This window comes from Brevibacterium sp. UCMA 11752, assembly GCF_021532235.1.
Taxonomy (GTDB): domain Bacteria; phylum Actinomycetota; class Actinomycetes; order Actinomycetales; family Brevibacteriaceae; genus Brevibacterium; species Brevibacterium antiquum.
The window spans coordinates 824,203-847,280 of sequence record NZ_JACBOS010000003.1 but is presented as its reverse complement, the minus strand read 5'-3'; the positions used below and the strand labels follow the sequence as shown (position 1 = coordinate 847,280).

Here is a 23,078-nt window from a genome sequence, read left to right as displayed (position 1 = left end):
ACACGTACGATAGTCAATCCGTGCCGCCATCGAGCGGGACACCGAGTACACAGCGAGCAGAAACAGGGAATTTTCACATGACTGATACACAATTGGTGATCATCGGGTCGGGGCCGGCCGGATACACCGCGGCCGTCTACGCGGCTCGTGCGAACCTTTCGCCCGTGGTCATTGCAGGTTCTGTGACAGCAGGTGGTGAGCTCATGAACACCACCGACGTTGAGAATTACCCCGGTTTCCCCGCCGGAGTACAAGGTCCAGAACTCATGGAGAGCATGCGCGAGCAGGCTGAGAAGTTCGGTGCCGAGGTGATCTACGACGATGTCGCAACCCTCAAGCTGGAGCCCGGTGCCCATCAGATCGAAACTGCGCTGGGAGCCAGGTACACGGCTCAGGCAGTCATCCTCGCCACCGGCTCGGCGTACCGCGAGCTCAACCTTCCCAATGAGAAGAAGCTCTCCGGCCATGGCGTCAGCTGGTGTGCCACCTGCGACGGCTTCTTCTTCCGAAACCAGCACATCGCTGTTGTCGGGGGCGGCGACTCGGCCCTCGAAGAGGCGACATTCCTCACTCGGTTCGCCTCCAAGGTGACTCTCATCCACCGTCGTCAAGAACTTCGGGCCTCACAGGCGATGCAGGATCGGGCAGCCGCCGATGAGAAGCTCGAATACCTCCTCGACAGCGAAGTCACCGAGATCCACGGCGAAGACTCACTCTCTGGTCTCACAGTTCGCAACACTGTCTCCGGCGAAACGTCTGAGCTGCCGGTCACTGGCTTGTTCGTGGCAATCGGCTCGGATCCCCGCACCAGTCTCTTCGGCGATCAGCTCTCGCTGCGTTCCGATGGCTACCTCAACGTCGAAGGGCGAACCTCCAAGACAGCGATCGAAGGTGTCTTCGCCGCGGGCGACGTCATCGACTCCGTCTACAGGCAGGCCATTACGGCTGCGGGATCAGGTTGCTCGGCAGCCCTCGATGCCGAGCACTACCTGGCTGATCTCGATGCAGTGACAAAACAGGCCGAGGCCGTAGCAGCCGCCGAGGCTTCACAGGCGCCAGCGCCGATTGCGTCCTGACCAGACAGACATAAGTCGGTTGACACCAACCGCCACGAAGCACACCCTTCAACTGACCCGACGAAGGCCTGCGAACGGCGTTGGGGAATGAATCCTGCACAACGGCTGTTTCCGCTAGAGAACATTATTAAGAGAAAGGTTGGTCATGTCGACAGAAGTCACTGACGCCACGTTCGAAGAGACCGTATTGAAGTCCGACAAGCCAGTGCTCGTCGATTTCTGGGCTCCATGGTGCGGCCCTTGCCGCATGGTCAGCCCGATCGTTGACCAGATCGCGGAAGAGAACACTGAGACGCTCAACGTGGTCAAGGTCAACACCGACGAAAACCTCGAGACGGCGAGCAAGTACGGAATCACCTCGATTCCTGCGCTCTACGTCTTCAAGGATGGTGAAGTAGCAAAGACTATCATCGGTGCACGGCCCAAGCCGGCGCTTGAGGATGAGCTCTCCGACTTCATCTGATCATGTTCTAAGGCGCCTGTTGTACGATCAACAGGCGCCTTAGGTCTATCCAGATGGCAGACAGGAACACGTTCAGAACTTCGCACAGCAGATTGGCATCGCATTGACTCACAACCCACACCCGCCGTTTTCACGCGGGACCAGCTCTGAGGTGTTGCCCAACATCAAATCTCAGATGGCTCGTCTGGGGCTCAATGTCGGCCAAGCCGAATCTGTCGAGTTCGATCGGACCTTCGAGCTCGCCGTCCGGCAGTTCCAACAGGTGCGAGGGATTCTCTGTGACGGTGTGATGGGCACAGAGACCTTTTCAGAGCTCGAACGGGCTCGATATCAACTCGGAGACCGTGTCCTCCGCTATGACCCGGTGAGAGTCCTTACAGGCGACGATGTACTCAGACTGCAGCGAACCCTCGCCGGTCTTGGGTTCTACGCAGGCCGCATGGACGCAGAGTACTCAGCAGTCACTGACGCCGCCGTCAAAGAGCTGCAGATGAGTCTCGGCACCAAGGTCGACGGAGTAGCAGGGCCACAGACACTGCGCGGGCTCGACGCAATTGACCGCAAACAGGACACCGGGAATCTCTTTGCTCTGGAGGAACGAGCACGAGTTGCAGCTTCTGGGACCTCGCTCGCCGGACGCACGTTCGTCATCGAGGCCGCAACTACAGTTGTAGATTTCGAGACTCTTCCAATGACGGAAGCGCAGGCCGACACCGAACGGCGTATCACCACCGATATAGCAACCCGACTTGCCGGCCGACTCGAGGCTGTCGGTGCAGGAGCAGTCGTTCTCAACGGTGACGCCGTCGAGGTCAACAAGGCAGACCAACTCGGTGCTTCTGCCGTCATCACGGTGACCGCGGACATCAATAAGTCCAAAGACGCTAACGGAATCGCGACCTTCTTCTTCGGACACGAGACTCATTCAGACATCAATTCCCCGACAGGCGCACGTCTGGCAGAACTCATTCAAAGCGAACTCGCTGCCCGAACAGGAATGAGAGACTGCAGGAGCCATGCTCGCACATGGTCTTCTCTGAAGCGGCTCCGCACTCCAAAGGTTCACGTAGTCGCCGGCTACCTCACCAATGCAGACGATCTCGATAACCTCGAAGATGCCAACGTACGAGATGCGATTGCTGACGGCATCGCGGCTGGCCTACAAAGACTATACGTCCGCGAGGACTCGGATCCTGAAACGGGGACTCTCAGCCTCGCGCAGATCAAAGCGTACAGTTAGAAACTCGATGCCTGACGTTTCACGTGAAACGCGAGCTCGATAGCCCTCACCCTGACTCGGTAGATGGCGCTATGTCCCTCGCTTGCTTCGATCCGCTGCCTCTCACTCGGTCGCAGATTTCTATCCTCCCTGCCAGAACGGTAATCGTTGATTCTTGGCCGCGACCTTGAGTTACCAATCGCCGAAAATATCATTCCGGAGTACCAGGTCCATCCGTGCCGGTAACAATGAGACAGTACATCGAAGCACTCATCTATCGCGCCCCACCAACGCGGTTAAAGTCGATCTGACCAGCTCGATGAGTTTGCCGAGGTTCGAGGACATCCTCAGACCGCAGCTGTCCTCGTTTAGTACATGTTCATCAGCACCGATGCTCCACCATATGCCTGCTTAGCAATCCATGCCATGGCTAGCCCCAGTAGCCCTGCGGAAGTGTCCAATGGGTGCATTACCGGCTGCTGGCCGATGTGCACGGGGCACGTGTCGACATCGATCATACACACCTGCCCTCTTACCGACTCACCCGAACGCTGTTTCACGTGGAACATGAATCGCACGGAGTACACAGCCCGAGAGACGGAGCTCAAGGGAGCGCAGCAATATGTACAACTCATCCCGATATCGAGTCGTAGCGGGCACAACACCGGCACCAAACAGCACATTGAGGGATACACCCCAAATAGCAGTCTTTTCTCCAAGTACAGCTGGCCACCGATGTACGACCCACGATCGACATATTTGGCTGCTGTTTCACATGAAACAGACGACAAGCCATCTGTCCGAGGGTTCCCAACATCGCGACCAATAGATGTTTCAGTTGTCGTCTATAAGATGTTGCGACCCTGCCATCGAATACTCACTGGTTCACGCCGGACCCACGAATGCCTCATCGAGCTGTTTCATACGGTGTATCGTCACGACACAGGTTGCGAGATTACGTTGAGATCGACTGGCTAAAGTGCCTTTCGCCCGTGTTTCACGTGAAACAGTACTTGCCAACTCATGCATCACAATGTGCCCTTCAAGTCCCTTGTACCTGCACGCCGCGTACTAGGTCCTGCCTGCCCAAAGCCGGCCCAAAAGGCGCGGGCCCTCGAGGACGCTGCGACTCAAGGGACAGACGCGACATTATGGGCGAGCATGTCCGCATGCAATACTGCGTGACTCATATTCCGTGATTTCGGCCGTCATCTGCCTATTGAAGTGGATTGTTCCACGTGAAACTATCATCAACTTCATCCCACGTGCGTCGTGCCGATGACCATGCCCGATCCGAGATGATAAAAGTATCCGCTAGCGGTGACCAGACTATATCTTGTTCCACGTGAAACAAACATGCTCAAGTGCAAGATGGACAAGGAGATAGCATGAGGACGGCGTTTAGCAATTCCACGGTCACCGTTTAGTGGTTAGTGCACCCAGACTATTCAGCCGTCGACGCGCCTATTCAAGCACACCTCGATCTTGTTTCACGTGAAACACTGACCACAATATAGGTCGCATCATCGACAGGTCCAAAGCTTGTTAATCACGTGGCGACAGACGATTGAGAAACGGGCAACCACAAGCAGCCGAATGGTATATTCCGAGGTCCTTGAGAACTATCCCCGTTTGTACAATGTCAAGCATTGGACAGGGGCACTAAGCATCCCCGATATGAGGGCTGCATCTGCTCCATGCTCACGCAAGATCGAAGGGAGTTCGGCGTTCAATACGAACACCACCTTGGTGATCGCGAAATGATTTGTGCCCGCGTAGATTGAGAAGGCAGCTGTTTCACATGAAACATCGGCTTCAGCGAGACTTCGGAGGACGGACAGCACCGTAGAAGGACCGCCCAAACGTTCGATCCGGTTTAAGATAATCAAGCTAAGAAGGACGTACTGCTTGCTAGCGAATACGTTTCAAACCAATCACGGCCACCAAAAACGTAGCTCGTACCGGAACGCCAACGATGCTGGTTCCATCGGGTCACAGCTCCTCAATCCCGAAATTGCCAGCGACGAACAGGATATTCAATGTCTCGTATGAAACATGTTTCACGTGAAACGTTCATTTCTCTCGCCCACCCTGCTCGATGTATTAACGCCGTATTGTCGACGATGGGGCCGAGCATTTAGCCGTTGCGAACGAGCCGCGGATACGATCGCCATTCCTGTAAGTAAATACGTCACATGAGGTGAAGGACGTATGTAGAAAACGGGACAGCCGGAGACGATATCTGCGCTGCATTCGACACAATACACGCGCTAGACAGATCCTACCCAGGTAAGACAGGAGACAAACCGATAGGTAGTTTCACGTGAAACCTACCCGGTGGATGCAATATTGGAAGTACGAAGCGCCAGTAGCGGACGACGTCGCGGCAAATGTGGTCCTTCGAGTTGATGGTCTTCACGATGCGGGCATACTGCTCGACCGGAACCGCACCGGAACCCAGTTCAGAACCGCCGATGGCCATCGGTGCAGCGTCGCCAACGGCCCCTGCTCCGATGCTCGAGGGCCTGTCTCGTTGCTGGCACCCGCCGAAAAGGCTTGTGTGAGGACGACAGACGATTTACGTGGAACCAATACACACCGCACACGACAATAGACACAAGACCGAAATCGCGCATACAGACACCCTGTACGCATCAGCTTTAGAAAGTCGAGTTCTGCTTCGTCACCCCTGGTCAGCAGATTAAGATCAATAGCTAAGTTGATTTCATTTGGGCCCGAAGAGCCGGGTTCACGTTGGCCTACACAGCGTGAGATGTTCGGGGAAGGCTTTAGACGGGATGGCGGACAGTCATTGGGGCTGGCCGTTTCATGTGAAACATGCCTTACCGAGCAGTCTCGCAGACGGCTGCCTCTGCATATTGGGTAGAAACGTCTCTTAGATCGACCAGAGAGCTCGCGTAACGGATATTATGGCCACGTCTGAGTGCTCCCGCCAGTGAAGCGATCGGCGGAAAGTTGCCCGAGATGGGCGGACACGTAGATAAGTTCAGTGTCTATAGAGTTGGACTTGCCATTGTTTCACGTGAAACGGGCGAGACAACCCGACCGATCCCGCCGCCTATACGTCTATGCGCAAATATCAAATGCCGCCGACACCAGACGGGATAGCTAATAGCAACAGTTCCGATTCGACACTCTCGGAATGGTAGTCAACCGACCAAGGGAATAATCGTAGCCTTGCCGCGTAGGACGTGAGCAATTCGGCGAGAGGATTTTCCTAGACTAGCGGCGACACCCAACTGAACGGGGTTGAATAGGAGTTGGGCGGGTGACGATGAACAAAGCCATCCTCACCCGCCCAACTTCAAACAATTTGCGGCAGCTATTCCGCCGGCTGCTCAACCCCAAGCAAGCTGAGGATACGATCGAGGTCGTCTTGATTGGCGAACTCCACGCTCAGCTTGCCTTTCTTCTTTCCGACCGTGATATTGACCTTAGTATCAAGACGATCACCCAGGCGCTCAGCAACTTCGATGAACTGAGGGTCTACGCGGGTGGTTGCACGTGAAACATTCATCGAGTCGCCACGGTTAAGAAGCACTACAGCTTCTTCGGACGCTCTCACAGAGAGTCCCTCTGCAACAATGCGCTGAGCAAGAATCTCCATGTGCTCCGGCTCGCGAAGTCCCAAGATCGCACGAGCGTGTCCTGCTGAAATGACACCAGCAGCTACACGCCGCTGCACCAACGGAGGCAACCGAAGCAGGCGAAGAGTATTGGAAATCTGTGGGCGAGAACGTCCGATCCGTTCGGAAAGTTCCTCCTGAGTGCAGCCGAAGTCCTCGAGCAGCTGGCCATAGGCAGCGGCCTCTTCCAACGGGTTCAGCTCTGCTCGGTGCAAGTTCTCAAGCAGAGCATCCCGCAAGAGGTCTGTGTCATCAACGTAACGAATGATCGCAGGGATGGTTGAAAGACCTGCGTCCTTCGTCGCCCGAAGACGACGTTCACCCATGATGAGTTCGAAGCGTTCGTGGTCACTCGGTTTCTGTCGGACGACGACAGGCTGCAGCACACCGATCTCGCGGATACTGTGTACAAGTTCACTGAGCTGATCTTCGTCAAAGAAGGTACGGGGCTGACGAGGGTTGGCATCAATGCGATCAACATCGATCTCGCCGAACTCTGTATCGGGGATCGAATCAACTCCCGCGATTCCAATATCCTCGTTCGCTACCGAGTCGTCATCTTCGTTGGCGGAGGCAGGCTTCGACGATACGGGCGAGGGCTCGGCCGCAACAGACACTTCATCTGTAGTTGACGGCTCATCTGCCGCGGTCTCCTGTCGAGCCTCATCGAAGACCTCATGGCCTGACCTGTATACCCCGGGATGGGTCTCCAGAACATCGTCCGCCTGTGTCGACTCCTCGCCAGCTCGATCTGCGGTCGAGTCCACAGGTGTTGCTTCGACGTCAGGTTCAGCAGTTTCAACGAAAGGTGCTTCAATATCGGCTGTGCTGTCGAGCACCGATTCCGCTGTACGCTCTGCAGGGTCGGTCGCGGGTGCCTCGCTCGCCGCCTTGGTGCTCGACGCATGAGTTGCAGTCTTGGCTCCTGTCGAGGTCTTAGCGCTCGATTTCGCAGGCGACGACTTCGCAGGCGTCGACTTCGCAGAAGAACTACCAGACGCTCCGGCCTTCGCTGCGCTGGCTTCAGCAGTCGCGGACTTCGCCACTGAAGCGGCCTTCTTCGCCGTTGTCTGAGACGCGGCGGGTTTGGACGAGGTTGAGCCACTTGCCTTCTTCGCAGAAGCGCTCTTCGCTGGCCCACTCTTCGCAGTTGTGCTCTTCGCAGCGGTGCTCTTAGCCGGTGACGACTCAGAAGCAGGTGCATCCGCCTTAGTGGACTTCGACGTCGAAGACGCGGATGACGCTCCGGCCTTAGGCTTGCGCCTGCGTGAGGACTGCATGGAGGCTGCAGGATCCGTGCGAACGGCCCGAGGCGCCTTCGGCTCTTCTGTCGTCTGCTTGGCCTCTTCAGGCTCGCCACCGGAGAAGAACACGTCGACTGGTCGGTCGCTTGACGCCGCATCCGGAATCAAAGCGCCCAGACCACGTCCCAATCCACGCTTCCTGCGTTCAGCCACGATTTACTCCTCGTTGTGCGATCTCTTCGGCTGCTTCCCGGTAGGACAAAGCGCCACTGGAATGGGGGTCGTACGAAATGACAGTCTGTCCGTAGCTCGGAGCCTCTGAAATGCGCACGGAACGTGGAATCGAGGATGACAGGACCTGCTCAGGGAAATGAGTCCGTACATCATCGGCTACTTGGGCGCTGAGGTTGGTCCGCCCGTCATACATCGTCAGAAGGATTGTGGAGATCGCCAATTTCGGATTGAGATGCTTCTGGATGAGCTGAATATTCTTCAGCAGCTGACTCAAGCCCTCAAGCGCATAGTATTCGCACTGAATTGGGATGAGCACTTCGCGGGCGGCGACGAACGCATTGACTGTCAGAAGGCCCAAGCTCGGAGGGCAGTCCACGATGACGTAGTCCACTCGACTTCCTGCCGCAGCCTGTTCATCGAGATAGACATTCAGGGACCTCTGCAGGCGCTGCTCTCGAGCGACAAGAGACACCAGCTCGATCTCGGCCCCGGCAAGATCAATAGTCGCCGGCACACATCTGAGAGAGTCGAAGTCCGGGCACTGCGCTACGGCTTCACGCATCGGTACGTCATCGATGATCACATCGTAGATGCTGGTGACTTCAGAATAGTGGTCAATGCCCAGGGCAGTGCTGGCATTGCCCTGGGGATCGATGTCGATGAGCAGCACGTTGAGATTCTGATTCGCCAGCGCAGCAGCGATATTCACAGCGGTCGTGGTTTTCCCGACGCCGCCCTTCTGGTTGGCGATCGTGAAGATCCGGGTAGAGTCTGGTTTTGGAAAACTCACCTGGGACAGTCGATCGGCGCGTCGATTGTCACGCGCGATTGCAGCACCTATGGGAGACGACTCGTCCATGATCGGCATTCGGCGCACTCCATCATCCATTGGTTTCACAAAGCTATACTCAGCCTAGACCAAATCTACTTCGTACTATTTCTTGACTATCTCGACGACACGGCTAGGCACTTCGAGGATTCCGCCGTCAACGATGTGAATCTTCGGCTGAGACAGTCGGTATCGCTTCAGCAGCTTCTTCGTCTTCGCCAGTTCAGCCTCGACAGAGGCACCTTTGAGGGCCAGGATCCGTCCATCAGGACCCATCACTTCATGAGTCCATTCGATGAGAGTTGTCATCGCCTTGACCGCCCTCGATGTCACAACGGTGAACATCTCCTCGTCAACGAGCTCTTCGACGCGAGCTCGGACGATACGAACGTTGTCCAGTTGAAGATCATCGACGACCATCTTCAGCCATTCGACTCGGCGCTCCATCGGTTCGATGAGAACCACCTGCGTTTCAGGACGAAGCAGGGCTATCGGAATTCCTGGGAGACCAGCGCCGCTGCCGACGTCGCCGACGACATCACTGTCATCGATGAACTCAGCCACGACAGCACAGTTGAGGATGTGCCTGGTCCAGAGCCGGTCAATCTCGCGGGGGCCGATCAGTCCCCATTCGATTCCGGTGGTTGCCAGATGCTGCGCATACCGGTTAGCTGCGGGGTAGGCATCTCCGAAGAATTCTTCGGTGCCTGCCGGGGGAATTTCGAGAGCGGAAATGTCAGTCATGGGCGGGACGGACGAGTACATGCCGGCCGTCACCCTCACCTTCGGACTCCGAAACCAAACCGGCCTGAGCAACCTGATCGTGGATGATCTTTCGCTCAAAGCTGTTCATCGGTTTGAAAGCGAATTCATTGCCCGATCCTTTGACGTCTTCGATTGCGCGCTTCGCCTGCTTGATCAGCTCGTCGCGACGGTTGTTGCGGAAGCCGTCGATGTCGAGCATCAGCCAGGATCGCTGACCGGTGCTGGTCTGGACTGCCAGTCGACTCAGCTCCTGGAGTGCGCCGAGGGTTTTGCCTTCTCGGCCGACCAGCGTGCGCAGGTTGGAATCATCGTCGTCCTCGCAGACGATCGACAGTTGTGCGCGCCCGTCTCCGACATCAATGTCGATGTCGCCATCGATGTCGGCAAGGTCCATCAGTTCTTCGAGGTAGTCCGCTGCGATCTCGCCCTCTTCTTCGAGGAGCTCGGCTCTCGTCGGCTTCGCATCTTTTTCGGTGCCGCTGTCCGCAGCACCCGCGTCGGCAGTCTCATCGACGGTCTCATCAACAGTCGTGTCGACATTCTCTTCAGTCATGGTTCTTCCTCAGCGCTTCTTGTTCTTCTTGCGGTTCTTGCTCACCGGCTGCTGCCGCTGACGGCTCTGGTTCGGGGTCTGCTCAACAGCAGTGTCGGTGCCGCCGTTGATCTCAGGCTGCTGAACGGGCTTGCCCTTGCGAGCCTTCCGCTCCAGCATCTCCTTCTCGGCTTTGGAGCCTGGGGCCGGCATATTGCGGATGACCACGTGCTGCTGGCACATCGTCCAGGTATTCGAGACGAGCCAGTAGAAGAGAACGCCGAGCGGGAAGTAGATGCCGCCGATGCCGAAGACGAGGGGCATCACGTAGAGGAGCATCTTCTGCGACTGCATCATCGGGTTCGCCATAGCGGACTCAGACATGTTCTTCGCCATCATCTGCTTCTGCGTGATGAACATCGTCGAAGCCATGATCACGATGAGAACACCGGTCAGCAGCTTGACCCCAATACCATCGGACATGAACGTCGCCGACAGCGAAATCCCGAAGACCGAAGACTGCTCGGCCTGAATCGCGAGCTCCTGAGTGAACCCGCCGATCGCTCCGACCGAGCCGGAGGCCACGTCCGGCATGTTGTGGATGACACGGAACAGGGAGAAGAAGATCGGCATCTGCACGAGGAGAGGCAGGCACGAAGCCCATGGGCTGGTCTTGTTGTCGCGGAACAGGTTCATCTGCTCTTCGGCCATGGCCTGACGCGAGTACTGGTCCTTCTTGCCCTTGTACTTAGCCTGCAGGCGCTGAATCTCAGGCTGCAGCAGCTGCATCTTCCGCTGGGACTTGATCTGATAGACGAACAGCGGAATCAGGATTGCACGGATCACCAGGGTCAGCCCGGCGATCGACAGAACCCAGGTCCAGCCATTGGCTGCTGGCAGACCGATCGCAGTGAAGATCTCGTGGAAGATCGCGAGGATCCAAGCAACTACCCACTGCAGCGGGTAGAGCAGCTTGTCCATCCAGTCCATTCAGTACTCCTCGTTACAACGATTCTTCACGATCGTTCATTTTGCCATTGTTCGCGGGTCTTCGCGACACAGAACCACGGGTCCTGCTCTCGCGTGCACCGGAGGGGTCAGCCACCGGAATGTCGTGATGCACAGGCGCGCTGAACATCTGCTGCTCACACGACACGATTGTCAGCGGCCATCTTCGTCATGCATTGAAACTGAGCGGGCCCGGCGCGCTGAACCGGGAACATGGTCCACCCCGCCATGGGAAAAAGGATTGCATCGCAGTATTCGCCACCCAGTTAACACCATTCCCTTGAGAACTCCGTGTATCTCGAAGGCCTCCAGGCCGTACATCGAGCAACTGGGATAGTACCGACACACCTGTCCGTACAGTGGAGACACCACGATTCGATAAGCTCTGATGAACCACACGAATGGCATGCGCGGCCCGATTCGGATCACCCACCAGACTGTGGGCCAGAAACCGGCCGGTCTGCGGGGCACCTCCGAGGGGTGCTTCAGATCATGTTCGGCGTCCACGGCTCTCTAGTTTCTTCTGCGCTTTGTCCATCAGCATCGTGACCTCGGACTCAAGCACGGAGAAGTCGGCTTCTGCTGCCTGGGGCAATGCTCTGATGACGAACAGAGCACCGGGATCAAGGCTGTCGAGCCGGACTCGCATGATCTCTCGAAGACGACGTTTCACTCGGTTCCGTCGAACGGCGTTTCCAACGGCCTTGGATACGATGAAACCCACGCGTGCAGCGTGGGAATCATCACTATCAATCAGGCTGTGTGCCATCAAATGGTCCGAGCGCACACGGACGCCAGCTTTGAAGACTCTTCTGAAGTCGTCTCCGCTGCGGATCCGGTGAGCCGCGGTGATCACACTTATGCCGAGACTTCGGCACGTCCCTTGCGACGACGTGCGGCCAGGATCGAACGGCCGGCACGGGTGCGCATGCGCAGACGGAAGCCGTGCTTCTTGGCTCGCTTGCGGTTATTGGGCTGGAAAGTACGCTTACTCACTTCAAGTCTCCGATTTCTAGGTTGCGGTCGAACGACGGTGCGTTCTCACAAAAAACGGCGGTACGAGTCTCGACCGCCGAGCACTCCTGTGCATAAGAGCCAAAAGATATTCAAGATAATCGGATGAAGCCCGGTACACAGGACACTCCATCTTAGCCAAGGTCAAAGTTCCTGGTCAAACTCGATGTCAATGTTTCACGTCACTGTCGTGAACTGTTCGCCGGAATTCATCCTCTGCACATCGGCGGTCGTCCACAAGTAACAAGCGTGTAGTTTTCCACATGGTTATCCACCAATGTGGAGGATTGCTGGGATGACTCGTCAGTTCTCCACAAACTGTGGAAAACTATGTGGAAGTCATACACAGGTGTGGACCATGCCAATAGGAAACTACGAAAACGGAGGAAGATTGACGGTGTCGAATTCCAAGAATGAGCTCATCAGCCAATGGCGGACGGTGGTCTCGACCCTGGATCAGGACCCCAGTCTCACCGCTCATCAGAGGGGCTTCCTCTCACTTGCAGTGCCCAAGGCTCTCGTCGACAACGCATTGGTCCTGCTTGCTGTCCGGGATGAACACACGCGCAGAACCATCGAGACTCGCCTCCTCGGTCCTCTGACCAGGGAGTTCTCTCATGTTCTTGGGTTCGAGGTGACCTTCGGGTTCGTCGTCGATCCCGAACTGGACGTTCCGATCAGGTTCGAAGACCTCATCGGGGAACCCACCCCGGGATCACCCATCGAAATCGATCCGGAGACATCCACCTCGGCGATGGGATCTGCCGGGTCTCCGGCCTATGCACCGTCACAGACCGCGACCGCTGCGCCTCAGACCCCGGGGCCCTACAACCGCGCGCCACATCCGCAGCCGCAGACGCCCAGGTACGAGGACACCGGGCCAGCGCCCAGCAACGGGGCGCCTGTGGAAAGGACGACGCGAGAGATGAAGATCGCCGAGGCGACCGCCGCCCAGTCGACTCCACCGGTCGAGGTTCCCGGCGTCGCCCAGCTCAACCCCAAGTACACCTTCGACACCTTCGTCATCGGGGCGTCCAACCGATTCGCCCACGCTGCGGCCTTCGCCGTGGCCGAGGCACCGGCCAAGGCCTACAACCCGCTGTTCATCTACGGCGATTCGGGGCTGGGTAAGACACACCTCCTGCACGCGATCGGGTACTACGCGACACAGCTGTTCCCCGAGATCAGAGTGAAATACGTCTCGAGTGAAGAGTTCGTCAACGACTTCATCAACACGATCGGTTCGTCGAAGACGTCGAACTCCCTGCGACCGGCATTTCAGCGTCGCTACCGCGAAGTCGACATCCTGATGATCGATGACATCCAGTTCCTGCAGGGCAAGGATGCGACGGTCGAAGAGTTCTTCCACACATTCAATGCCCTGCACAATGAGGTCAAACAGGTCGTCATCACCTCCGACCAGCCTCCGAAGATGCTCAAGGGCTTCGAGGAGCGACTGCGCTCACGCTTCGAGTGGGGCCTCCTGACCGATGTGCAGCCCCCCGACATGGAGACGCGCTTTGCGATTCTGCGTCGGAAGGCGGCCGGCGAACACCTTGATGTTCCCAATGACGTGCTCGAATACATCGCCTCGCGGATCTCCTCGAACATCCGCGAGCTCGAGGGCGCTCTCATTCGTGTGACGGCCTTCGCCAACCTCAACGATCAACAGGTCGACGTCAGTCTGGCCGAGACCGTCCTCAAGGACTTCATCACCCAGGACGACACCCCAGCCATCACCGCTGCAGACATCATGGGGCAGACCGCTGCCTACTTCAGCCTCACCCTCGATGACCTGTGCGGCACATCCCGATCACGGACACTGACCACTGCTCGCCAGATCGCCATGTACCTGTGCCGTGAACTCACGGAGCTGTCGCTGCCGAAGATCGGACAGGCGTTCGGCGGCCGCGATCACACCACCGTGATGCATGCGAACAAGAAGATTCGAACTCAGATGGCTGAACGACGGGCGGTCTACACTCAGGTCACCGAGTTAACAAACCGCATTAAACAGCAACATCGCCTATAGAACGCGGTATACACATCTGTGGATAACCATGGGGACAAGCCACGTAACCTGGGGATAGAATGGTGGATAACTCCACGAAGTGAGTGGACGGATGTGAACTACATGGATGTGCTTACCCAAGCGCCCACCGAAGCATGTGTGTGCGTACACAGGGGATCCACACCCTCGGAGGTCGCTCGGCCCTTGATTACTAGGGCGTAACCGTTGGTTGTCCACAAACTCCACAGGTGCTAATACTTCTACTCCATGAATTGAAGTTGTAAGAGGGTGACCGCCACCGACTGCATCGGCTCGGTCGAGAAGCTCTCGAGGGAGAGCTCGACACACACTTCGACCACTCTCGAGTATTCGAACACATGGTCACAGCCGATTCTCGAATGCGAGATCCTTCAGGTCCTGATCTGAGCAGAGCCTGTGGCTGATCATGTTGTTGTCAGCTCGATGCCCCGACGCTGAGATTTCCGCTAGGCTGTGTAGAGTTTTCCGAGCAACGTCAAGCCAGTGTCTTGAATACGTCGGGTGGTCGCCCCGAAGGAGTAAAGTGAACGCCGAAGCATCTCCCCTGAAGTTCAAAGTCAATCGCGATGTCCTTGCCGATGCGGTGACTTGGGCTACCAAGACCCTCCCCAGTCGTCCTTCCGCACCAGTGCTCACCGGTATTCTCATCACCGCCGAGGCTGGTGGGACCGTACGTCTTTCCGTCTTCGACTACGAAGTTTCGTCCCGAGTCGAGATCGCAGCCGATGTCGTGACCGCCGGCACTGTTCTCGTCTCCGGCCGACTCCTCGCCGACATCTCCAAGGCCCTCCCGAACCAGGAAGTCACGCTCGAGCAGATCGATTCGAAGGTCGATGTCACCTGCAGCTCGTCTCGGTTCTCACTGATGACGATGCCTGTCGGCGAATACCCGTCGTTGCCTCAGATCCCCGACGCCTCAGGGACCGTGGCAGCCGGTGAATTCCAGAACGCCGTCTCACAGGTCACGATCGCAACGTCGAAAGACGACACCCTGCCGATCCTGACCAGCGTTCGCGTCGAGATCGAAGGCGAAAAGGTCACACTTCTGGCCACCGACCGCTACCGGCTCGCTGTCCGAGAGTTCACCTGGAACCCCGGACGTCCCGACGTCTCCGCTGTCGCACTTCTGCGCGGACGCACTCTCTCCGACGTCTCGAAGTCACTCGGCGGTGATGTCACGATCGGTCTGAGCAACGATGCAGGCAAGGATCTCATCTCCTTCACCTCGGCGGGCCGAGTCACAACCTCACTCCTCGTCGAAGGTGAGTACCCCAAGGTTCGTTCGCTGTTCCCTGATTCCGTGCCGATCCACGCGATCGTCGAAACCGGTGTTCTGCGTGAAGCTGTCCGTCGTGTCTCCCTCGTCGCCGAACGGAACACTCCGCTGCGCTTCGAGGTCAGCGACGGGATGCTCACACTCCACGCCGGAACCGGCGACGATGCCCAAGCGTCGGAAGCCGTCGAGGCTGTGCTGCAGGGGGATCCGATCACAGTCGGCTTCAATCCTCACTACATCGCCGAAGGTCTCGCTGCCATCGAGAGCCCGTACGTGAACTTCTCGTTCACCCAGCCGATGAAGCCCGTCATCATCTCGGGTCAGAGAGATCTGGAATCGTCGGCCGACGAATCGTATCGGTACTTGCTCATGCCAACGCGTATCTGAATGTGGATATCCCGACTTTCGCTGCGTAACTACCGGTCCTATCCCGAGCTCGACCTCGAGTTCGAACCCGGGGTCACCACATTCGTGGCCGACAACGGGACCGGCAAGACCAATATCGTCGAAGCCATCGGGTATCTGGCTCATCTGCGCTCTCATCGAGTTGCCTTCGATGCGCCGCTGGTCAATGAATCCGCGCAGACGGCAACCGTGTCCGCTCTCGTCAACCGTGATCAGCGACATGCCACGGTCGAAGTCTCGATCCAGTCCAAGGGCGCGAACCGGGCACGGGTCAACCGCTCCCCGGTGAAGATGAAGGAGATACTCGGACTCGTCTCCTGTGTCGTATTCGCACCAGAGGATCTCAGCCTTGTCCGGGGCGAACCAGCAGAACGACGGTCATGGATCGACACCCTGGTCGTTTCCCGCAATCCTCGCTATTCCTCGGTGATCACAGATTTCGAACGTGCTCTCAAGCAGCGCAACGCACTGCTCAAACGTCTGCGCGAGGATCGCGACCCCGGCCTCGAGGCGACGTTGGACATCTGGAACATGGCCTATGCGGACTCAGCCTCCGAGCTGGTGTACGGCAGGCAGAGGATCCTCGCCGATATCGTCGAGCCGCTGCAGAAGAACTTCGCCTATATCGCTGCCGATGCTCGACTGGAACGTCAAGGAATCAAGGCTCGCTACGATTCACGCATCGATTATTCTCAGGCCGAATCCGCTGCCGAATGCCGGGAGCTGCTGCTGGCTGCCCTCGAGCGCAGACGCACCACAGAGATCGAACGGGGTCTGACCCTGCACGGTCCCGGTCGTGATGACCTGGCTCTGACGATCGGCGACCATCCGGCGAAGGGCTACGCCTCACACGGCGAGACCTGGTCGCTGGCTCTTGCCATGCAGCTGGCCGGATGGGATCTGCTGAGCTCCGATGCCGGGTCGGCCGCCGAACAGCCGGTCCTTGTCCTCGACGATGTGTTCGCCGAACTCGACACTGGACGTCGGAACCGACTGGCCTCTCGGATCACTGAAGCTGAGCAGGTATTCATCACCGCAGCCGTCGACGGAGATCTGCCCACAGGGCTTGAGGGCCGAAGGATCGCTCAGGAGCGTCTGCTCCCATGAGCGGGATCGAGAAAGACACCTCAACTCCGGTCGCAGCACTTGAAGCTCTTGACCGGGTGCGTCGGATGGAAGCGACCGAGGCGAAGTTCGTCCGCAGCCGCCGCCGGTCACGACTGCGAGGCGAAGCCATCTACTCCTCGCCGGGCAAGGACAAACGTGACCCTGCGGCGATCTCATCGGCGCTGGGAAAGCTGATCTCCGCCCGAGGCTGGTCGTCTTCCATCGACATCGGCAAGGTGCTGGGCCGGTGGCCCGATCTGGTGGGAGAACAGGTCGCAATGCACTGCAAACCCGTCGACTTCTCTCCTCCGCTGCTCATCATCGCCGCCGACTCGACGACATGGGCGACTCAGCTGCGGGTGCTCAAGCCCACGATCCTCAGAGCGTTGGAGGCTGGTCTCGGCTCGCAGACGATCACGGAGATTGAGATCCGCGGGCCACGAGGACGCAGTTTCAAGAGGGGTCGGCGCAGTGTGTCCGGACGTGGGCCACGGGACACCTTCGGCTGAGAAGTTTCCGAGTCTGCACTGCGGCAGATCTGGAAAACCATAGAGGGCCTTAAACGGCGATAGCCGGTCCCGTTCGTGCCCGGGGGTACATCTGAGGCTTCAAAATTCCGCAAATGCACCTTAATGGGCCGCTTACGGGCATTTCCGGGCGTGGCGCGGTAGAATAGGAAGCTGTTAGCGCCCACCCGCACTAGGAGTCATATGACGACCGAGGATCTACCCCATTACGATGCCGGGGATATTACGGTACTTGAGGGTCTCGAAGCAGTTCGCAAACGACCTGGCATGTATATCGGTTCGACTTCGGAACGCGGTCTCCACCATCTGGTTCAGGAAATCGTCGACAACTCCGTCGATGAGGCGATGGCCGGGTACTGCGATCACATCGAGGTGACGATCCTCGCCGACGGTGGTGTGAGAGTCGTCGATGACGGGCGTGGAATGCCGGTGGCGATGCACCCCACAGAGGGAAAGCCCACCGTCGAGGTGATCCTGACCATCCTGCACGCCGGCGGTAAGTTCGGCGGAGGCGGCTATGCTGTGGCCGGCGGTCTGCACGGTGTGGGTTCGACTGTGGTCAATGCGCTGTCCGAGCGCCTGGAGGTCGAGGTCCGACGCGACGGCTACGTGTGGAATATGGACTTTGAGAAGGGTGTTCCCACCGGGGAGCTTCGCCGCGGCGACGAGACCTCCGAGACCGGCACGATGGTGACCTTCTGGCCGGACTCGACGATCTTCGAGACCACCGACTTCTCGTATGAGTATCTGCGCGCGCGCTTCCAGCAGATGGCGTTCCTCAACAAGGGCATGAAGATCAGCCTGACTGATGAACGGCACGTTCAGATCGACGACGACAACGTCCAGATCGACGAGGACGAAGAGACAGACGCCAAACCGCGTGAGGCGACGTATCACTACGAACACGGTCTGCTCGACTACGTGCAGTACCTGAATGCGACGAAGAAGGCCGATCTCATCCACCCGGATGTCATCGTCTTCGAGTCCGAGGAGCCCGGCGAGACGCTCTCCCTCGAGATCGCGATGCAGTGGACGACGTCCTACAGCGAATCGGTCCACACCTACGCCAACGTCATCAACACCCATGAGGGCGGCACGCACGAAGAGGGCTTCCGCACGGCCTTGACCTCGCTGATCAACAACTACGCTCGGGAACAGAAACTTCTGCGGGAGAAGGACGCCAACCTCACCGGTGACGACATCCGTGAGGGGCTGACAGCTGTCATCTCAGTCAAGCTCGGCGATCCGCAGTTCGAGGGCCAGACGAAGACGAAATTGGGCAACTCCGAGGTCAAGGGCTTCGTCCAGCGCGTTGTCCGCGATGAACTCGGCCACTGGATGGAATCCAACCCGGCTCAGGCCAAGGACGTTGTGCGCAAGGGTCTCCAGGCATCCCAGGCGAGACTGGCTGCTCGCAAGGCCCGTGAAGCCACGAGGCGTAAGGGACTGCTCGAATCCTCGGGCATGCCAGGCAAGCTCAAGGACTGCCAGTCAAAAGATCCGACGATCTCCGAAGTCTTCATCGTCGAGGGTGACTCCGCAGGCGGCTCCGCAACACAGGGGCGCAATCCGAATACCCAGGCGATTCTGCCGTTGCGCGGCAAGATCCTCAATGTCGAGAAGGCCCGACTCGACCGGGCTCTGGGCAACAACGAGGTCCAGGCCATGATCACGGCCTTCGGCACCGGCATCGGCGAAGAGTTCGATCTTGACAAGCTGCGTTACCACAAGATCGTGCTCATGGCCGACGCGGACGTCGACGGCCAGCACATCACGACGCTGCTGCTGACCTTGATCTTCCGTTACATGAAGCCGCTCATCGAACACGGCTACGTCTACCTGGCGACTCCTCCGCTGTATCGACTCAAGTGGTCGAACGCCCCGCACCAGTTCGCCTACACCGACAACGAGCGCGATGGTCTGCTCGAAACCGGACGAGCCTCTGGCAAGCGTCTGCCCAAGGACATGGCGATTCAGCGTTACAAGGGTCTGGGCGAGATGAACTATGAGGAGCTGTGGGAGACCACGATGGATCCTGACCACCGGCTGCTCAAGCAGGTGTCGCTCGACGATGCGATTGTGGCCGACGAGATCTTCACGGTGCTCATGGGCGATGACGTGGATTCGCGTCGACGCTTCATCCAAGAGAACGCGAAAGACGTTCGCTTCCTCGATATCTGATCCTCACCGTCGGTTCTCGGCCGTTGCCGGGAGCCGACGGTCACACAGACTCTCACGAATTCACTCACCGCCGTGCTGCGCGGGTTAAGACACAAGGGAAGAGCCCACATTGGCTGACGAAAACGATATCGGAACCGAAATCAACCGTGTCGAACAGGTTGATCTCAATCTGGAGATGCAGAGGTCGTACCTCGATTACGCGATGAGCGTGATCGTCGGCCGTGCCCTGCCGGACGTCCGCGATGGACTCAAACCCGTCCACCGGCGCGTGCTGTACGCGATGTTCGACGGCGGCTACCGCCCGGACCGCAACTTCTCGAAGTGCTCACGCGTCGTCGGCGATGTCATGGGCCAGTACCATCCGCACGGCGATAGTGCGATCTACGATGCGATGGTCCGCCTCGTGCAACCATGGACGATGCGCTACCCGCTCGTCGCCGGCCAGGGTAACTTCGGGTCACCAGGAGATGACGGTGCTGCCGCGCCTCGTTACACCGAGTGCAAGATGGCTCCTCTGGCCCTTGAGATGGTCAGGGACATCGAAGAGGGCACTGTCGACTTCCAAGACAACTACGACGGTCGGAACCAAGAGCCGACGGTTCTGCCCTCGCGGTTCCCGAACCTGCTGGTCAATGGTTCCTCTGGTATCGCCGTGGGTATGGCCACGAACATCCCGCCGCACAACCTTCGTGAGGTCGCCGCTGGAGCTCAGTGGCTTCTCGCCCACCCCGAAGTCAGCAAGGAAGAGGCACTGGAGGCGCTGCTCGGCATCGTCAAAGGCCCCGACTTCCCGATGGCCGCGACGATCCTGGGCCGCAAGGGCATTGAGGACATGTACCGCACCGGCCGCGGTTCGATCACGCAGCGCGCCGTCGTCGAGGTTGAGGAGATCCAGGGACGCACCTGCTTGGTCGTCACCGAGCTGCCGCACATGGTCAACCCCGACACCCTGGCCGCGAAGATCGCCTCCTACGTCAAAGACGGCAAGGTCGCCGGCATCGCAGACCTCCGCGACGAGTCATCGGGACGCACCGGACAGCGTCTGGTCATCGTGCTCAAGCGCGATGCGGTGGCGAAGGTCGTGCTCAACAACCTCTACAAGCACACCTCGCTGCAGGAGAACTTCTCTGCGAACATGCTGGCGATCGTCGACAGCGTACCGCGCACCCTCAGCCTGGACTCGTTCCTGCGCCTGTGGGTCAAGCACCAGATCGAAGTCATCGTCCGGCGCACCGAATTCCGTCTGCGCAAGGCCGAGGAGCGCGCGCATATCCTGCGCGGCTACCTCAAGGCACTCGATGCCCTCGACGAGGTCATTGCTCTGATCCGTCGTTCACCGTCATCAGACGAAGCTCGCACTGGTCTGATGGAGCTCCTCGAGGTCGATGAGATTCAGGCCAATGCCATTCTCGATCTGCAGCTGCGTCGCCTCGCCGCCCTGGAACGCCTGAAGATCCAGGAAGAGGCCGACAAGATCGAACAGCAGATCGCTGAGTTCAAATACATCCTCGCGACTCCCGCCCGTCAGCGTGAGATCGTCTCGGAAGAACTCGACGAGATCGTCGATCGCTACGGTGACGACCGCCGGACCAAGATCCTGGCTGGATTCGACGGAGATGTGTCGATGGAAGACCTGATTCCTGAGGAAGAGGTCGTCGTCACCATCACCCGCGGCGGGTATGCCAAGCGCACCCAGAACCACCTGTACCGGGCACAGCACCGTGGTGGCAAGGGCATCAAGGGTGCAAACCTGCGCGGAGACGATGTCGTCGAGCAGTTCTTCGTCACCTCCACACACAACTGGCTGCTGTTCTTCACGAACACCGGTCGCGTGTACCGGGCCAAGGCCTACGAGCTCCCAGAAGGATCACGGGATGCCAAGGGCCAGCACGTGGCGAACCTGCTTGCTCTGCAGCCGGGTGAGACGATCGCCAAGGTGCTCTCCATCCGAGACTACGAAGAGGCTGACTTCCTCATCCTGGCCACGATGTCCGGTGTCGTGAAGAAGACCCGTCTGAGTGAGTACGACTCGAACCGCACGGGCGGCGTCATCGCGATCAACCTCCGTGAGTACAAGGGCCAGCCGGATGAGCTGGTCTCGGCACGGATCGTCAGCTCCGAGGACCACCTCCTGATGATCTCCCGCAAGGGAATGTCGATCCGGTTCGCAGCCGACGACGACTCGATTCGCCCACTGGGACGAGTCACCGGCGGTGTGACAGGAATGAAGTTCAAGGGTGATGACGAGCTCCTGACCATGGACGTCATCCAGCCCGACACCTTCGTCTTCGTCGTGACAGAGGGCGGCTATGCGAAGCGGACGCCGGTCGACGAATACCGTCTGCAGGGCCGTGGCGGCCTGGGAATTCGGGTTGCCAAGATCACAGAGCAGCGCGGAGACTTGGTGGGTGGACTGATCGTCGATGAGGGAGAAGAAGTCCTCGTCGTCATGGAGCGCGGTAAGATCGTTCGGTCGAATATCGATGAAGTTCCGGCTAAGGGACGCAACACGATGGGTGTGGTGTTCGCGAAACCGGGCAAGAATGATCGTATTATCGCAGTAACGCGTGGACCCGAGACTGTGGTCGAAGAACTTGACGAAGAAGCTGAGGATCCGGAGGGTGAGGACGCAGAGCCTCAGACCGGCAGCGAGGATGTGGAAGAGTGAGCGACAACAAACAGCCAGGCTCAGGCAAGATCATACGCACGTCCAGTGGTTCCACCCGCTTGACGGCAGGATCGTCGAAAAACGGGGAGAAGGCTGATCCTGCGGCCGGCTCCGGAAACTCGGCGGGTTCGGGCAGCTCCGGGAATTCGGGCAAGTCATCCGATAAGACCCGGGTGGTGGCTCCTCCTGCCCCCAAAGCCTCTCCGAAACCCAACCGGGCTCCTTCGGCCGGGCAGTCCTCAGGAGGTTCAGCTGCGGCTGGACAGTCCCCGTCCGGACCTGCTGCAGGCGGCTCCGCGCCTTTGAGCCAGGCAACCGGGTCACAGAAGGCATCGTCCGGAAGCGGCCCTGCCACCTCGGCGATGGGATCAGCGGCCAACACCATTCGCGCCAGCTCCGGCAGCGTGAAAATGGGCGTCAAGAACATGGTCGACAGCGGCAAGGGCAATAAGAAGAAAAAGGGCCCGCGCACTGTTCGCCTCACCGTATCGGCGGTGGACCCGTGGTCGGTCATGAAGATGTCGTTCCTCATGTCCGTGGCCATCGGCATCGCCACCATCGTGGCTTTCGTCGTGCTCTGGGTCGTCCTCCAGGCCACCGGCGTCATGAGCGGTCTGGAATCGACGATTTCCGAAGTTGCTGGCGCGGAATCGGCTGAGAAGATTGTCGGGATCTTCGGATTCGGCCGAGTCGTGGCAGCCGGCTTCATCATCGCGGTCATCAACATCGTACTGATGACTGCCCTGTCGACTTTGGCTGCGTTCATCTACAACATCGGATCCCTCATCGCGGGTGGATTCCATCTGACGCTGACCGACGACTGATAACCGACG

General features: G+C 58.5%; 19 protein-coding genes. 11 read left to right on the top strand and 8 right to left on the bottom strand.

Going from position 1 to position 23,078, the window contains the following annotated elements; genetic code table 11:
• The first annotated feature begins 77 nt into the window (after positions 1 to 77).
• The 3 genes from trxB (at position 78) to HU144_RS03815 (ending at position 2,779) form a co-directional block, all read left to right on the top strand.
• Complete coding sequence (gene trxB / locus HU144_RS03825; RefSeq protein WP_198397941.1) at positions 78 to 1,076, top strand: thioredoxin-disulfide reductase; 999 nt, start codon at positions 78 to 80, stop codon at positions 1,074 to 1,076.
• A gap of 145 nt (positions 1,077 to 1,221) precedes the next feature.
• Positions 1,222 to 1,539, top strand: coding sequence for a thioredoxin (gene trxA, locus HU144_RS03820; protein WP_101618919.1), 318 nt, complete (start codon positions 1,222 to 1,224; stop codon positions 1,537 to 1,539).
• Between the two features lie 151 nt (positions 1,540 to 1,690).
• Positions 1,691 to 2,779, top strand: coding sequence for a peptidoglycan-binding protein (locus HU144_RS03815; RefSeq protein WP_235350210.1), 1,089 nt, complete (start codon positions 1,691 to 1,693; stop codon positions 2,777 to 2,779).
• A gap of 3,322 nt (positions 2,780 to 6,101) precedes the next feature.
• Here HU144_RS03815 and HU144_RS03810 read toward each other — a convergent pair.
• A complete protein-coding gene (locus HU144_RS03810) occupies positions 6,102 to 7,244 on the bottom strand; it encodes a ParB/RepB/Spo0J family partition protein (RefSeq protein ID WP_235350209.1) in 1,143 nt (380 codons plus the stop codon).
• A gap of 79 nt (positions 7,245 to 7,323) precedes the next feature.
• Between HU144_RS03810 and HU144_RS03805 the strand changes: the two genes are divergently transcribed.
• Positions 7,324 to 7,479, top strand: coding sequence for a hypothetical protein (locus HU144_RS03805; protein ID WP_235350208.1), 156 nt, complete (start codon positions 7,324 to 7,326; stop codon positions 7,477 to 7,479).
• Positions 7,480 to 7,854: 375 nt separating this feature from the next.
• Here HU144_RS03805 and HU144_RS03800 read toward each other — a convergent pair whose 3' ends face one another.
• The 7 genes from HU144_RS03800 to rpmH form a co-directional block, all read right to left on the bottom strand.
• Entirely contained in the window at positions 7,855 to 8,751 is an 897-nt protein-coding gene (locus HU144_RS03800) for a ParA family protein (RefSeq protein ID WP_096168406.1), read from the bottom strand.
• A 66-nt stretch (positions 8,752 to 8,817) separates the two neighbouring features.
• Positions 8,818 to 9,456 carry a 16S rRNA (guanine(527)-N(7))-methyltransferase RsmG gene (gene rsmG, locus HU144_RS03795; protein ID WP_096168433.1) on the bottom strand — a complete coding sequence of 213 codons (639 nt, stop codon included), beginning with the start codon at positions 9,454 to 9,456 and terminating at the stop codon, positions 8,818 to 8,820.
• Positions 9,449 to 10,030, bottom strand: coding sequence for a Jag family protein (locus HU144_RS03790; RefSeq protein WP_235350207.1), 582 nt, complete (start codon positions 10,028 to 10,030; stop codon positions 9,449 to 9,451). The genes rsmG and HU144_RS03790 overlap by 8 nt, the downstream gene beginning before the upstream one ends.
• Before the next feature lie 9 nt (positions 10,031 to 10,039).
• Positions 10,040 to 10,999, bottom strand: coding sequence for a membrane protein insertase YidC (yidC, locus tag HU144_RS03785; RefSeq protein ID WP_235350206.1), 960 nt, complete (start codon positions 10,997 to 10,999; stop codon positions 10,040 to 10,042).
• A gap of 171 nt (positions 11,000 to 11,170) precedes the next feature.
• On the bottom strand, positions 11,171 to 11,425 hold the full coding sequence (yidD, locus tag HU144_RS03780; RefSeq protein WP_328284315.1) for a membrane protein insertion efficiency factor YidD: 255 nt from the start codon (positions 11,423 to 11,425) through the stop codon (positions 11,171 to 11,173).
• Between the two features lie 82 nt (positions 11,426 to 11,507).
• Positions 11,508 to 11,873, bottom strand: coding sequence for a ribonuclease P protein component (gene rnpA, locus HU144_RS03775; protein WP_143922743.1), 366 nt, complete (start codon positions 11,871 to 11,873; stop codon positions 11,508 to 11,510).
• Positions 11,874 to 11,875: 2 nt separating this feature from the next.
• Complete coding sequence (gene rpmH / locus HU144_RS03770; RefSeq protein WP_009882743.1) at positions 11,876 to 12,013, bottom strand: 50S ribosomal protein L34; 138 nt, start codon at positions 12,011 to 12,013, stop codon at positions 11,876 to 11,878.
• A gap of 415 nt (positions 12,014 to 12,428) precedes the next feature.
• Between rpmH and dnaA the strand changes: the two genes are divergently transcribed.
• The 7 genes from dnaA to HU144_RS19360 all read left to right on the top strand — a co-directional run bounded on the left by dnaA (position 12,429) and on the right by HU144_RS19360 (position 23,069).
• On the top strand, positions 12,429 to 14,063 hold the full coding sequence (gene dnaA / locus HU144_RS03765; RefSeq protein ID WP_096168401.1) for a chromosomal replication initiator protein DnaA: 1,635 nt from the start codon (positions 12,429 to 12,431) through the stop codon (positions 14,061 to 14,063).
• 541 nt (positions 14,064 to 14,604) lie between these two features.
• A complete protein-coding gene (dnaN, locus tag HU144_RS03760; RefSeq protein WP_235350205.1) occupies positions 14,605 to 15,744 on the top strand; it encodes a DNA polymerase III subunit beta in 1,140 nt (379 codons plus the stop codon).
• A complete protein-coding gene (recF, locus tag HU144_RS03755; RefSeq protein WP_135447369.1) occupies positions 15,745 to 16,869 on the top strand; it encodes a DNA replication/repair protein RecF in 1,125 nt (374 codons plus the stop codon).
• Positions 16,866 to 17,378, top strand: a complete 513-nt coding sequence (locus tag HU144_RS03750; RefSeq protein ID WP_235350204.1) for a DUF721 domain-containing protein — start codon at positions 16,866 to 16,868, stop codon at positions 17,376 to 17,378. Before recF ends, HU144_RS03750 begins: the two co-directional genes overlap by 4 nt.
• A gap of 201 nt (positions 17,379 to 17,579) precedes the next feature.
• Positions 17,580 to 19,577: a DNA topoisomerase (ATP-hydrolyzing) subunit B gene (gyrB, locus tag HU144_RS03745; protein WP_096168399.1), complete on the top strand. Its 1,998-nt coding sequence runs from the start codon at positions 17,580 to 17,582 to the stop codon at positions 19,575 to 19,577.
• Between the two features lie 109 nt (positions 19,578 to 19,686).
• Entirely contained in the window at positions 19,687 to 22,245 is a 2,559-nt protein-coding gene (gene gyrA / locus HU144_RS03740; protein ID WP_235350203.1) for a DNA gyrase subunit A, read from the top strand.
• Positions 22,242 to 23,069, top strand: a complete 828-nt coding sequence (locus HU144_RS19360) for a DUF3566 domain-containing protein (protein WP_235350202.1) — start codon at positions 22,242 to 22,244, stop codon at positions 23,067 to 23,069. The genes gyrA and HU144_RS19360 overlap by 4 nt, the downstream gene beginning before the upstream one ends.
• Positions 23,070 to 23,078 lie beyond the last annotated feature (9 nt).

Bases quoted from the DNA above. Each gene is read 5' to 3' on its own strand.
- yidC (WP_235350206.1), bottom strand. From the start codon at position 10,999: ATGGACTGGATGGACAAGCTGCTCTACCCGCTGCAGTGGGTAGTTGCT.
- trxB (WP_198397941.1), top strand. From the start codon at position 78: ATGACTGATACACAATTGGTGATCATCGGGTCGGGGCCGGCCGGATAC.
- gyrB (WP_096168399.1), top strand. From the start codon at position 17,580: ATGACGACCGAGGATCTACCCCATTACGATGCCGGGGATATTACGGTA.
- HU144_RS03750 (WP_235350204.1), top strand. From the start codon at position 16,866: ATGAGCGGGATCGAGAAAGACACCTCAACTCCGGTCGCAGCACTTGAA.
- yidD (WP_328284315.1), bottom strand. From the start codon at position 11,425: ATGCCATTCGTGTGGTTCATCAGAGCTTATCGAATCGTGGTGTCTCCA.
- rsmG (WP_096168433.1), bottom strand. From the start codon at position 9,456: ATGACTGACATTTCCGCTCTCGAAATTCCCCCGGCAGGCACCGAAGAA.
- HU144_RS03790 (WP_235350207.1), bottom strand. From the start codon at position 10,030: ATGACTGAAGAGAATGTCGACACGACTGTTGATGAGACCGTCGATGAG.
- HU144_RS03800 (WP_096168406.1), bottom strand. From the start codon at position 8,751: ATGCCGATCATGGACGAGTCGTCTCCCATAGGTGCTGCAATCGCGCGT.
- recF (WP_135447369.1), top strand. From the start codon at position 15,745: ATGTGGATATCCCGACTTTCGCTGCGTAACTACCGGTCCTATCCCGAG.
- trxA (WP_101618919.1), top strand. From the start codon at position 1,222: ATGTCGACAGAAGTCACTGACGCCACGTTCGAAGAGACCGTATTGAAG.